The 13,117-nt window shown below is 34.7% G+C and carries 9 protein-coding genes; 6 read left to right on the forward strand and 3 right to left on the reverse strand.

What is annotated here, in order from left to right:
• Window positions 1-74: 74 nt before the first annotated feature.
• From D1606_RS05750 to D1606_RS05765, 4 genes are all read left to right on the forward strand, one after another.
• The gene (locus tag D1606_RS05750) at window positions 75-3,488 is read left to right on the forward strand and encodes a DNA translocase FtsK (protein WP_119415068.1); all 3,414 of its coding nucleotides are present in this window, start codon (window positions 75-77) and stop codon (window positions 3,486-3,488) included.
• 345 nt (window positions 3,489-3,833) lie between these two features.
• Window positions 3,834-5,141 (forward strand): UDP-N-acetylmuramate--L-alanine ligase, encoded by a 1,308-nt coding sequence (murC, locus tag D1606_RS05755; RefSeq protein ID WP_119415069.1) that lies wholly within the window; start codon window positions 3,834-3,836, stop codon window positions 5,139-5,141.
• Window positions 5,142-5,445: 304 nt separating this feature from the next.
• On the forward strand, window positions 5,446-5,910 hold the full coding sequence (locus D1606_RS05760; RefSeq protein WP_119415070.1) for a DUF948 domain-containing protein: 465 nt from the start codon (window positions 5,446-5,448) through the stop codon (window positions 5,908-5,910).
• A 17-nt stretch (window positions 5,911-5,927) separates the two neighbouring features.
• Entirely contained in the window at window positions 5,928-6,473 is a 546-nt protein-coding gene (locus tag D1606_RS05765) for a YtxH domain-containing protein (RefSeq protein WP_233548030.1), read from the forward strand.
• Window positions 6,474-6,613: 140 nt separating this feature from the next.
• On the opposite strand, the gene D1606_RS05770 is transcribed toward D1606_RS05765, so the two are convergent.
• Complete coding sequence (locus tag D1606_RS05770) at window positions 6,614-8,803, reverse strand: cell division protein FtsA (RefSeq protein ID WP_119415072.1); 2,190 nt, start codon at window positions 8,801-8,803, stop codon at window positions 6,614-6,616.
• A gap of 177 nt (window positions 8,804-8,980) precedes the next feature.
• Here D1606_RS05770 and D1606_RS05775 point away from each other — a divergent pair, with 177 nt between their 5' ends.
• Both D1606_RS05775 and ccpA read left to right on the forward strand, forming a co-directional pair.
• Window positions 8,981-10,063 carry a bifunctional 3-deoxy-7-phosphoheptulonate synthase/chorismate mutase gene (locus D1606_RS05775; protein WP_119415073.1) on the forward strand — a complete coding sequence of 361 codons (1,083 nt, stop codon included), beginning with the start codon at window positions 8,981-8,983 and terminating at the stop codon, window positions 10,061-10,063.
• A gap of 116 nt (window positions 10,064-10,179) precedes the next feature.
• Window positions 10,180-11,178, forward strand: coding sequence for a catabolite control protein A (gene ccpA, locus D1606_RS05780; protein ID WP_119415074.1), 999 nt, complete (start codon window positions 10,180-10,182; stop codon window positions 11,176-11,178).
• Window positions 11,179-11,295: 117 nt separating this feature from the next.
• Here the strand turns inward: ccpA and D1606_RS05785 are convergent, their stop codons facing one another.
• Both D1606_RS05785 and D1606_RS05790 read right to left on the reverse strand, forming a co-directional pair.
• Entirely contained in the window at window positions 11,296-12,492 is a 1,197-nt protein-coding gene (locus D1606_RS05785) for an acetoin utilization protein AcuC (RefSeq protein ID WP_199670674.1), read from the reverse strand.
• Window positions 12,459-13,109, reverse strand: coding sequence for an acetoin utilization AcuB family protein (locus D1606_RS05790; RefSeq protein ID WP_119415075.1), 651 nt, complete (start codon window positions 13,107-13,109; stop codon window positions 12,459-12,461). Before D1606_RS05790 ends, D1606_RS05785 begins: the two co-directional genes overlap by 34 nt.
• Window positions 13,110-13,117 lie beyond the last annotated feature (8 nt).

Genomic DNA, 13,117 nt, shown 5'->3' on the forward strand with positions numbered 1-13,117 from the left:
ATTTCAAACGTTGCAATAATGCGTTTTTTATTGATAAAATGAAGGCAATGATTTAGAAAAGAGTGGTGCAAAAAATGAGCTGGTTTAAAAAAATCGTCTCTCGCATTCTAGGTGACGAAGTGGAAGATACATCAACTGAGAATCATGCGAATAAAAACTACAATGATGAAGATCAATATAAAACTTTTGAACAATTTGAAAATGATTATGAAGTAAACAATATAGATGAAGAATATTTAGATGACACATACACACAACAACAAAATCAAAATGGTGAACCTAACTTCATCCGTAAAAGAGAATCGTTTAAATTCCCTTTAATTCCGGATGAAAATGATAAAAATAGTAGGACAAGCACATCTACTTTACATACTCAGCATCAACAATCACAAAATGTAGATGTGCCCGATTGGCTTCAATCGAAAGAATTGGTAAGACCTGTTTCTAAAAGAACAAATAAGCAAGTTAACACCCAAAACCCATTTCTAGCTAAACAAGGTAATAATCAACGGCCAGAAGCATATACACCATTTGCACGTGAACCACGAGGATTAAGAGGTGTTGTGGAAAAGACAAATAGGGAAAATTATAATCCATTTAATCCAAATTGGACTAAAAGCTTAAATCAAAAGAATCCAATTGAAAAACAATCAAATGATTTAAAAACAAAAACGATTAAAAGTGAGTCTGTAACGCCTTCATACGTACCAAAAAAGAAAAAATTTGTACCGACGGATGTCCCATCTCCAATATATGGGTTCCAAAAACGCCCACAACAAGGTCGAGACATTTACGATTTGTTAGATAAAAAAGAGAAAAAAGAACAGAACTCTTCAAATCTAGCAGCACAAAATGAAGTAGCAGCTACAATAGTAACAGAATCGACAGTTTCTTCAATTTCAAAAGATGCTGCAGAGCATTCATCCGATAATTCTGTCGTAAAAGCGAATCTAAGTGAAACTCCTGTAAAAAAAACTAACAGCAATGTATTCGAAAAGAAACAAGATGATATAGAACTTAAAGTACAGGAAGGACAGGTTCAAAATACTGTAAATGAACATATAGTTGTAGAAAAGGTTTTATCTCAAGAACCAATGCAAAGTCCTATAAGTGTACAAGATAAATCAGTAGTAGAAACAAATTCATTGGAAACCAAAAATGAAATTAGTTGCGATGAATCAGTAACTACTAATATAAAATCTGATGAAATAGAAATGATGATGGATGAGTTAGATACGCAAGGTTTAGTTGAACAAACAGAAACAAGCTCAGCTCAAGAACAAGAAGCTGAGAAAGAAGTAGATACAGAAATACCAGGAACAGATTCCACTATCTCTGTTGACGCAGATCAAATGGATACTATAGACAATATTTCTGAAGAATTAAAGCATAACGAATCCAATGATGTGCAAAATGTTCAAGAGCCGATTCAAACTGGAAGTCGCATACCATTTAATGTAGTGATGCTTAAATCTGATAAGAAAAAAATAGAAAAATTAAATAAACAGATCATACCATTACCAAGTAAAAAGTCTTGGGGCGATTTCAAAACAAATCCTATTCAAAGAAAAGAAGAAATCTCTATAGAAAAAAATTTACAAGAAGAAATTTCAGCAATTCTAGAAGAAAAAGTAATTGAAGAAGAAAAAGTAATTGAAGAAGAAAAAGTAATTGAAGATGAAGTAGTAATCGAAGATGAAAAAGTAATTGAAGAAGAAAAAGTAATTGAAGATGAAGTAGTAATCGAAGATGAAAAAGTAATTGAAGAAGAAAAAGTAATTGAAGATGAAGTAGTAATCGAAGATGAAAAAGTAATTGAAGAAGAAAAAGTAATCGAAGATGAAGTAGTAATCGAAGACGAAAAAGTAATTGAAGATGAAGAAGTAATTGAAAATGAAAAAGTAATTGAAGCTGAGAAAGTTATAGAAGATGAACCAGTTATAGCTACAGTTGATCATTCAATTACCTTAGATGATGCCCAACAAGAAGAAAAATCAGCAACGATTCCAGTTACTTTCGAACAACAAAGTAATACTATAGTAGAACAAGAGCCTCCACAAGTGAATGATCATCTTGAAAAAGCAATTTCGTATCTTGAACCACCAGAAGAACAAACTGAGGACTTTGAATGGATGGATGCTCAAGGTGCAAAATTAATCGAGGCTTTGTCATATTTCCAAATTGAAGGGGAAATCGTACAAATTGTTCAGGGACCTGCTGTAACACAGTTTGAAATTACTGTTGGTCATGGGGTAAAAGTAAGTAAAATACGTAATTTAGCGGACGATTTAAAACTTGCATTAGCAGCAAAAGACATAAGAATTCAAGCGCCTATTCCTGGGAAAAGTTCAATTGGTATTGAAATCCCAAATCGCACATCTCGCCCTGTCAGACTTTCAGAAGTTGTTACCCATGAATCTTTTGTAGATTCAAAATCTCCACTGGAAGCTGCATTAGGATTGGATTTAACAGGGGAGCCTGTTACTATCGATTTACGAAAAATGCCACATGGAATGATTGCAGGAGCTACTGGTTCAGGGAAATCTGTGTGTATAAACTCACTTTTAATCAGTTTGCTATTGAAAGCTAGTCCGCAAGATGTAAAATTGATGTTAATCGACCCTAAGATGGTAGAGCTTGCACCATTCAATCATATTCCACATCTTGTAAGTCCTGTTATTACAGATGTTAAGGCAGCAACTGCGGCTCTTAAATGGGCAGTTGAAGAGATGGACCGACGTTATCAACTATTTGCTCATTTAGGGGCGCGTGACATTACAAGATATAACAAGATGGTTGAAAAAGAACGGAAATTCTCGTTGAAGATGCCTTATCTTGTAATAGTGATTGATGAATTAGCGGATTTAATGATGATGTCTCCACAAGAAGTAGAAGAGTCTATTTGCCGCATTGCACAAAAAGCACGTGCATGCGGGATTCATCTAGTTTTGGCAACACAAAGACCATCAGTCGATGTTATTACGGGGTTGATCAAATCCAATATTCCAACGCGAATTGCGTTTTCTGTTTCATCACATGTGGACTCTCGTACTATCTTAGATAGCCAAGGTGCTGAAAGACTATTAGGTAGAGGAGATATGCTTTACTTAGGCAATGGCATGTCTGCACCAGTGCGTGTACAAGGTACATATGTCACAGATGAAGAGATTGAAGCAGTGACAAACTATGTTCGCACTCTTGGGGAACCAGATTACTTATTTGAACAAGAAGAATTATTAAAGAAAGTCGATTCAATTGAAGAACAAGACGAACTGTTCGAAGAAGCATGTCGCTATATTTGTAGCGAAGGTTCTGTATCAGCGTCTTCCTTGCAACGTAAATATCGTATTGGCTATAATCGAGCAGCAAGATTAGTGGATATGATGGAGGCACAAGGATTTATCTCAGAATCAAAAGGAACAAAACCAAGAGATGTTTTTTTAACCGAAAGTGATTTAGAAGAAATATTCGGTTCTTATGATGTATAAAATACACCTGTTTCAGCATATTTTTTCTACTTTAAGCTGAAAATAATAAGGAATTAGTGATTAGTTTAGAACTTCGTTAAATCGTGCTATAATGATAGATGTTTTAATTTAAGCAGATAAAAAATAACTTACTATGGAAGTTTAAAAGGTTAGAGTTTCAGCCTATTAATGGACGTATTGTCCAAAGATAAAGTCGAACGACAACTCAAAAACTTGAAGAACAAGAGGGTTTGCTTGAATGGTTGTGCAAATAACTTTACCATCAAGAAGCCACCGTTTTTTACGGCGAGCAGTTCATAGATTTGATTATTCAAGGGTAAGGAAACTTTCCCAGGAGGTTTCAACATGACAGTTTATCATTTTACAGGTATTAAGGGTTCAGGAATGAGTTCACTTGCTCAAATTTTGTTTGATTCAGGAGAACAAGTACAAGGATCAGATATTGAAACATACTTTTTCACTGAAGAACCACTTAGAAAACGTAACATAACAATTTTGCCATTTGATGCAAATAATATTACAGAAGGGATGACTGTTATTGCAGGTAATGCTTTTCCAGACAGCCATCCAGAAATTGTACGTGCCAAAGAATTAGGTGTTGAAGTTATTCGTTATCATAAGTTCTTAGGTAATTACTTAGAAAAGTTCACTTCGGTTGCTATAACAGGTGCACATGGTAAAACTTCTACTACAGGGTTAATGGCTCATGTATTAGAAGGTGCTAATCCAACATCTTATTTAATCGGTGATGGTACTGGAGGCGGGGCTAAAAACGCTCAAAATCTAGTAATGGAAGCTTGTGAATATCGACGTCATTTCCTTGCATATCATCCAGACTATGCGGTTATGACGAACATCGATTTTGACCATCCAGATTATTATAAAGATATTGAGGATGTATTTGATGCATTTCAAACTATGGCCCTTCAAGTGAAAAAGGCAATTGTAGCTTGCGGCGATGACGAGCACTTACAAAAGATTAAAGCAAATGTACCAGTTGTTTATTACGGTTTTGGTTCAGAAAATGATTTTGAAGCTCGTAATGTAGAAAAAACAACTACAGGGACTTCTTTTGAAGTATATGTACGCAATGAGTTTTATAATAAATTCTTTATCCCTATGTTCGGTGATCATAATGTATTAAATACTTTGGCTGTTATATCACTTTGTCATTATGAAGAACTTCCAGCAGATTTGATTCAAGAACGCCTTCATACGTATCAAGGTGTTAAACGTCGTTTTACTGAAACAAACATCGGTAAACGTACATTAATCGATGATTACGCACATCATCCAACTGAAATAAGTGCAACGATTCAATCTGCTCGTCAAAAATATCCAAATCGTGAACTTGTGGCGATTTTCCAACCACATACTTTTACACGTACAAAAGCATTTCTACAAAACTTTGCAGATAGCTTAAGTAAAGCTGATAGTGTTTACTTATGTGATATTTTTGGTTCAGCACGTGAAAAATCTGGTGCTTTATCAATTCAAGATTTAGCTAATTTAATTGAAGGTAGCAAAGTGCTAACAATGGATGTTATTCCAGATTTACTAACACATGAAGATTCTGTATTCTTATTCATGGGTGCTGGAGATATCCATAAATTCCAAAATGCATTTGAAAATACTATTAAAGAAAATATTTAAATAACAACGTAAAGTAGAAGGCTGAAGGAACATTATTGTTTACTTCAGCTTTTTGCATAATGAAAAAGATGAAGAATGAAACTCGCTAAAAGTTTTATGTTAAATATATGCATATTTTCGATAATAAAACATACATATTACAATTCAAAAAATCTTATAAAAAACAAATTTGAAATAGTCGCCAATAGACTAACATTTCACTGGCAGGATATAGAAAATATTTGTAGAATATAAATTAGATAAGTGATGTTTAAATACACTTATTTTGTGGAAATATCCATATAGAGAGAATGGAGGTACAAAAATGATTGTTATTCTATACATTGCTGCATTGGTAGCCGCAATTGGCTTTTTAGTATTATGTATTGGTTTAGCTATGACATTGAGTTCATTGAAAAAGACAATGGATAATGTTGCCAATATAATGGCAGGCATTGAAGGGCAAATGGAAGGTATTACGAGAGAAACTACAAGTCTATTAGAAAAGACGAATATGCTTGCTGAAGACATTCAAGGAAAGTCTCAACAATTGAATTCAGTAGTAACTGCGGTTAAGGGCTTCGGTGAGTCTGTTAGTGGCTTAAGTGATTCTGTAAAGCATATAACTACATCCATTAATACAAATGTATCAAAAAATAGTGATCAAATCGCTCAAGTAATTCAATGGAGCAATGCCTTTATCGGAATCCGTGATAAGCTGAAAAAGCAAAAGGCAACAGAAACAGAAACAATTTATGAAGAAGTTCCAAAGAAACACAAACGTAAATAATAGGGGGGATTTAATTGGTGGAAAAGAAACCTAATTACAGTGAAGTAAGAAACGTTGGTTTAGAAGAAAGTGGACAAACGTATTTACCCCAAACTTATGAAAGACGTCCTGATTCTCTTTATACAAACGAAGATGGAGTAGTCAATCTCAAAGACTTTATCATAGGTGCATTTGTTGGAGGTATAGTTGGAGCAGCTACAGCATTATTTTTAGCGCCTAAAGCTGGAAAAGAATTACGCAGTGATGTGGCAATTCAAGCTAGCCAATTGAAAGAAAAAAGCGCTGGATTTACATCTACTGCAAAAGAAAAAACAGTAGAATTATCCAAAAAAGTACAAGAACAGTCTGGTCAGTTGGTTGGAAAAGTGAAAAATTTAAAATCTACTTCTACACCTCCATTTGATGATGGAACAGTTTCCTATGAAGGAGAAGAACCATTAGATATTATGGAAACGATGGAAAAGACTATTGCTGAATTTGAAGCTGAAAACAATGAACATACAGCTGTTACTGAAGCAATTGAAGAAGCTATATCAGAACCAGCAAAAAAAGAAACTAAATAAGATAAAAAAGTTAACGAAAAACAACTTTTTACAAAAAGCCACGAAAATTTTACAATCTGTAAATTTTTCGTGGCTTTGTTTTGGTTTAGTTCGTGGTCAAATATTTTTACAACGGACACTTTCAATGTAAAATAGGTCAATTAGTTATTCTCTTGTGATGTGAGAACCTCATTAGTATGAGTAGCAGTTGTAGGTATAAGATTAATCAAAAGTTGATCGCCCCCGAAAATTTCAGCATCAAACTGTGATGGCTCGCCATTTCTTAAGATTTCAAAGGTTCCTTTGAAATTAGTAGGTAATTGCCAATCAGAGTATCGGAATACATCTTGGTATGTAAAACGAGAAGATTCTAATTCGGAAAATTGAAGTTGATCCCCACTTTTAATTTCAGTTGTGCTATTCGCTATTTCTCCATTGACCAATATGCTAAAGGATGGTTTTTTTAACTCTAACTTTTCATCTTGAAAAGAAACTAAAATACGATTTTCTAAATTTATATTGAAGTGGTTAGCAATATCATAAATAGTTGGACGTTTTGCTGCCTGTATATTAATATGGTCGCCATTCTTTACTTGAAAGTATGGTTTTGCGGGTTGATTATTAACAAAAATTTGGTTATTAAATTCTGGAAACTGTACAGTTGTACGATCTTTTATAATAAAGAATGGTTGAGTCTCATTCAATAGATGTTCTTTACCTGTCCATGATAATATTTGTTGAACATTTTGGGCTTTGTCGATAGTTAATATGTCTCCATCTTTTAGAAGAGTAGTAATTTCTGCTGGTTGATCGTTTAACCTAATTTTAGGTTGAATTACAAACGGCTCCTCATTAATATAAACTGTCCAATCATCTTCACATTCAATCATGTCTTGTATGGTTGCTTTTGCTGGTTCCCCATCAGCACCTTCAATAAGTTCAATGACATCCCCATTTTGGATAGGATGTTTTGTAGATGCTTTTTCGCCATTTACAAGTATTTCTGTAGGGCTACCATGACCACCAGGTACAAAAATATCTTGTCCATTCACTGTTACGCCTATTGCTAGCCCAGGTTTCCCATATAAACGGTTGATGCTAACATTTGCAGCTAAAAGGGCATCAGCCACTGTCATCTCTTTAACTTCGAATAATCGAACAACTTGCTGATTCACTATTACTGACATGTATTTAATTGGAGAGTTTTTTGCCGCAATAGCAATTCCAATAGGTGTAACAAGTTCTGGTGATACTGGTACATGATCTTCATGAGTAAGTTTTTGAATAGCATCTATTCCTCGTACTGCTGCACGATTTTTAGGGATTTCGAGAAACTTACACAATTCATCAGTAATTTCAGGTGTTAAACTTCCACCACCGACAAGCAAGACGGCTTTCGGTGCTACTTGACTATTAAGTCGAAGAATCTCATTTCCTATTGATGATGCAAGGGATGCTACGGCTGGTCTTAGAACATCCATTATTTCTTCTTTTTGATAGATTTGTTCAAATCCTAAAATATCTGAGATGGAAATTTCATCATGTTTTGACATGTCACGTTTTACTTTTTCAGCAACTGGGAAGTCTAATAGGTAATGATCACTTAAAGCTTCTGTAATTTCATCTCCAGCTGTTGGTACCATCCCATATGCTACAACTGTCCCTTTATTTGTAATCGCAATATCAGAGGTACCAGCACCAATATCAACGAGTGCAACATTTAAACGACGCATAGTTGTTGGGATTAAAGCATTAATGGCTGCAATAGGTTCTAATGTCAAACCTTCCATTTCTAAACCTGCACGTTTTAAGGCAGCTAGCAGGGATTCTACGACGACTCTCGGAAGAAATGTAGCAATTACTTCAACTTCTGCTTCTTCACCTTGTTGATCCATTAAGCTACCGATTTCTTGATTGTCTAATCGATAGTATAAAACGGAATAGCCAACACAATAATAATGATTACTATGTCCCTTTTCATTATGCGCTAGTAATTGTTGTTGTGCCTTCTGAACAGCCGCCAATTCCAATCGATTAATATCATCCTCTGTTATTGCTGGACGATTTTTTATATCCAATGAAGCAGAGCCTTGTTCTGTTTTTAAAGCACGTCCAGCTGCAGCAACGCTTACTGAACGAAGTGGACCGTGTTTTTCTTCTAATTGTTCTTTTACATGTTGAATTACAGACGCAACATGTATAACATTATGTATTTGACCATCGACCATTGCGCGTTCTTTGTGTTCTTCTGCTATTAAATCAACTACGTGAAATTTTTCATCTTGTTCTTCTAAAATGATACCGACTACAGAACGAGTTCCTATATCTAATGCAAAGAGTTTTGAAGCCACATTTACCCAACCTTTCTAAGAAATTAGAAAACTTTTAGCTTTATCGCGTTGAAGCGCTAAAGAAAAAGCGTGACATTCTTGTTTGAATTGATTATAATGTTCCTAATATCATAAAATGTATCATAGTTTTCAGACTTCTGAAAGTACCTGATACGAAGGAAGAGAGGAGAAACGGCAATGAGTCATCAAAATTTAGATCAACTTCGCGATCGAGTTGATGCATTAAACCTTGAAATTTTACGTTTGATTAATGAACGTGCAGAAGTGGTAGAAGAAATCGGTAAAGTAAAAGAGAAACAAGGTGTTAACCGTTATGATCCTCTTCGTGAGAGACATATGTTGAATCTATTGAAAGAGCATCATCAAGGTCCATTAAGTCAGGGTACAGTTGAACACATTTTTAAAGAGATTTTCAAATCAGCATTAAAATTACAAGAAACAAATCAGAAAAAAGAATTATTAGTATCACGAAAACGTAAACCAGAAGATACAATTGTCAATGTTAATGGTGAACCTATAGGAAAGGGTAAACCTACATTTGTATTTGGACCATGTGCTGTTGAATCATATGAACAAACAGCAGCAGTAGCTGAATCTATTCAATCTAAAGGTCTAAAATTAATGCGTGGTGGAGCATATAAGCCTCGTACTTCACCATATGACTTCCAAGGTTTAGGAGTAGAAGGATTAAAGATTTTAAAAGAAGTTGGTCAAAAATTCGGTTTAGGCATTGTTACTGAAATTGTTACACCATCTCATTTAGAAGAAGCATTAGACTACATCGATGTCATTCAAATCGGTGCAAGAAATATGCAAAACTTCGAATTATTAAAAGCTGCGGGCTCTGTTAATAAGCCAGTATTATTAAAACGTGGTATAGCTGCAACAATCGACGAATTTATAAATGCAGCAGAATACATTATTTCAAAAGGTAATGATCAAATTATCCTTTGCGAACGTGGTATCCGTACTTATGAAAGAGCAACTCGAAATACATTAGATATTTCAGCTGTTCCAATTTTAAAACAAGAAACACATTTACCAGTCTTTGTCGATGTAACACACTCAACTGGTCGTCGTGATTTACTCCTACCATGTGCAAAAGCTGCAATCGCAATTGGGGCAGATGGCGTTATGGCGGAAGTTCACCCAGATCCAGCTGTTGCATTGTCTGATTCTCAACAACAAATGAGTATTCCACAATTTGACGATTTCTATGAAAAAATCCAAAGTTTTATGAAAAATTATCAAGTTCAATAATTACTATGTAAAGTAAGTGGCGAATCGTTACTAGATTCGTCACTTTTATTTTGTTGAAAATCGCTTCCAATTTATCGTATCATTGAAATAAGATATGAAAAGAGAGGTGTCATCAAGTGACCGTAACAATTTATGATGTTGCTAGAGAGGCAAATGTTTCAATGGCAACTGTGTCTCGTGTTGTAAATGGTAATCCAAATGTTAAACCGACCACAAGAAAAAAAGTACTCGATGTTATTGCAAAATTAGAATATAGACCAAATGCGGTTGCTCGTGGCTTGGCAAGTAAGAAGACTACTACAGTAGGCGTTATCATTCCAGATATTTCTAATATTTTTTATGCTGAATTAGCACGCGGAATTGAAGATATCGCTACAATGTATCGCTACAATATTATTCTTTCCAACTCTGACCAACGTGAAGAGAAAGAATTACAATTATTAGATAATATGTACGGCAAACAAGTTGATGGTATTGTCATGATGAGCGATCAAGTGAATGATGAATTATTAAAGAAAATGAGTCATTCGCCAGTTCCGATTGTATTAGCAGGTTCTATCGATGAAACTCATCAAACACCATCTGTTAATATTGATTATTTGCAAGCTGCTTATGAAGCAGTTAAACATTTTATCGATAATGGACATAAACGAATCGCATATGTTTCTGGTCCATTTACATCTACTATTAACAAAAAATACAAATTTGAAGGTTATAAAAAGGCCTTAGATGAAGCTGGTATTGAACTTGATGAAAATCTAGTAGTAGCTGCTGAGGATTCCTATGATAGTGGTCTGGAGGACTTCAAAACATTAAATAGTTTACAAAACCCACCAACTGCATTTTTTGCAGGAAGTGATGAATTAGCAATTGGAATTATCCATGGTGCATTAGATTCAGGGAAAAAAGTTCCGGATGATTATGAAGTGATCAGTTTTGAAAACTCAAAACTTGCGCGGATGGTTCGTCCACAACTTACAAGTGTTGTTCTACCGCTTTATGATATAGGTGCAGTATCAATGCGTTTACTAACAAAATATATGAATAAAGAACAAGTAGAAGAAGAAAACTTTATATTACCGCATCGTATTGAGGATCGAAGTTCTACAAAATAACTGAAAAACTGTTTCGTTTTCCATCTTAGAATGGGAAAGAAACAGTTTTTTTTTATGTGAACGCTAGTATTCTCATTATAGTTTTATAATATAATCAATGTATTATTTGGGCGATATCTATATAAGTTCACTATTCTTTGAACGAATAGGAAGTAATGCTTTTTCTAATATTTGTTGGTTCTTTTCAGTTATTTCTGTTTTACGTGGAATGGGATCATATAGGTTCTCAGGATCCGTCCAAGTTGGTATTAACGTTACTGGTGATTCTTTTTGCCATTTATCAAGCCAAGCTTTTGGGAGATTTCCGGTGGGTAAAGCCTGATCGGTCATTTCCATCCAGATGAATGACCATGCGCGTGGAACCACTCTCCATATATCATATCCACCACCGCCAACAGCAACCCACTTACCGTCACAATATTTGTGAGCAAGTTCATGTGCAAGTTTTGGAATCTCCTTATAGATATTCATAGTCCCATATAAGTGTGTTAAAGGATCTAAGTAGTGCGCATCTGCCCCATTTTGAGAAAGAATAACATCAGGCTTAAAATGATCTGTGATTTCCCGAAGTGCTGTTGTATATACTTCTAAGAAGGATTCATCTTCCGTGAAGGCATCTATAGGGAAGTTAAAGGATGTCCCATATCCTTTTCCACTGCCTCTTTCAGTGATTGTCCCGGTCCCTGGAAATAGATAGCGACCAGTTTCATGAATAGATACAGTACAAACATTTGGTTCATCGTAAAAACTCCATTGAACCCCATCACCGTGATGTGCATCTGTATCAATATATAAGACACGTGCATTGTATTTTTTTTGCATGTATTTGATAGCAACCGTACTATCATTATATATACAAAATCCTGAAGCTCGTCCTTTAAAACCGTGATGGAGCCCACCTCCAAGATTTAATGCATGTTCTGATAGTCCTTGCATGACATAATCGCATGCAGTAAGTGTGGCTCCTACAATTTTTGCACTTGCTTCATGCATATTCGGAAAAATGGGCGTATCTTCTGTTCCAATTCCAAAAGGTTCTCCTTGTTTTTCGGTAAGTTTTCCATGACCAGCCATTTTAACAGCATTTATATACCGAATATCATGTCCTAGAAGAAGCTCTTCTTCTGTAGTATTACGCGGTTTAACAATATTTGATGGATTAAGCGCATTTATACTAGTCAGAAGGTCAATCGTTAGTTCCAAACGTTTTTGATTAAATGGGTGTGTATCTGAAAATTTATAGTCTAGTTGTTCTGGTGAATATATAAAAACAGCTTTATTTATAGACGATTGATACCCGGCATATTTGGCCATAACACATCAAATCCTTCCTTGCGTAAATCATCGATTATTGGAAGTGGATTCATGACTTTTACTCGAATTGAGAGAATCCTTTTTTCTTCATGTTGAGAGTCAGGATAGACGAGTACACTCAAAATGCTTGCATGATGTTTTGTAAAAACTTTTGTAACATCATGTAGTGTACCGGCTTGATCATTAACGCGAATTTCAATTTGAGAGCTGGGCCTAGTGGCGCCGGTTATTTCGATATATGTGTACAATAAGTCATTAGTAGTTACAATACCTACTAATTTTCCTCCGCTTACAACGGGTAGGCATCCTATTCGATTTTCATAAAAAATTAATGCTGTTTCTTCTACAAAATCAAGTGGATGACAAACTATAGGATTTGTAATCATCAATTTTTCTAAATTTTGTTCGTATATATTTTCTACAGTTTTTTTTACTAGGGGAGAGGGAAGTGCATTTTTTAAATCTCTTTCAGTTAATAACCCAACTAAATTATTTTCGTCATTAACAATTGGTAAATGGCGAATTTTATTTGCTCTCATAATTCTTAGTGCATCTTTAATCGTATTATCTGATTTCAATGTAAAAATCTTTGTTTTCATTATTTCCTCGATTAACATTAGATCCA

Source organism: Rummeliibacillus sp. POC4, from assembly GCF_003576525.1.
Taxonomy (GTDB): Bacteria; Bacillota; Bacilli; order Bacillales_A; family Planococcaceae; genus Rummeliibacillus.

Excerpts from the sequence above, each read along its gene's own strand:
- D1606_RS05750 (WP_119415068.1), top strand. The coding sequence starts at position 75 with ATGAGCTGGTTTAAAAAAATCGTCTCTCGCATTCTAGGTGACGAAGTG.
- murC (WP_119415069.1), top strand. The coding sequence starts at position 3,834 with ATGACAGTTTATCATTTTACAGGTATTAAGGGTTCAGGAATGAGTTCA.
- D1606_RS05760 (WP_119415070.1), top strand. The coding sequence starts at position 5,446 with ATGATTGTTATTCTATACATTGCTGCATTGGTAGCCGCAATTGGCTTT.
- D1606_RS05775 (WP_119415073.1), top strand. The coding sequence starts at position 8,981 with ATGAGTCATCAAAATTTAGATCAACTTCGCGATCGAGTTGATGCATTA.
- D1606_RS05785 (WP_199670674.1), bottom strand. The coding sequence starts at position 12,492 with ATGGCCAAATATGCCGGGTATCAATCGTCTATAAATAAAGCTGTTTTT.
- D1606_RS05790 (WP_119415075.1), bottom strand. The coding sequence starts at position 13,109 with ATGTTAATCGAGGAAATAATGAAAACAAAGATTTTTACATTGAAATCA.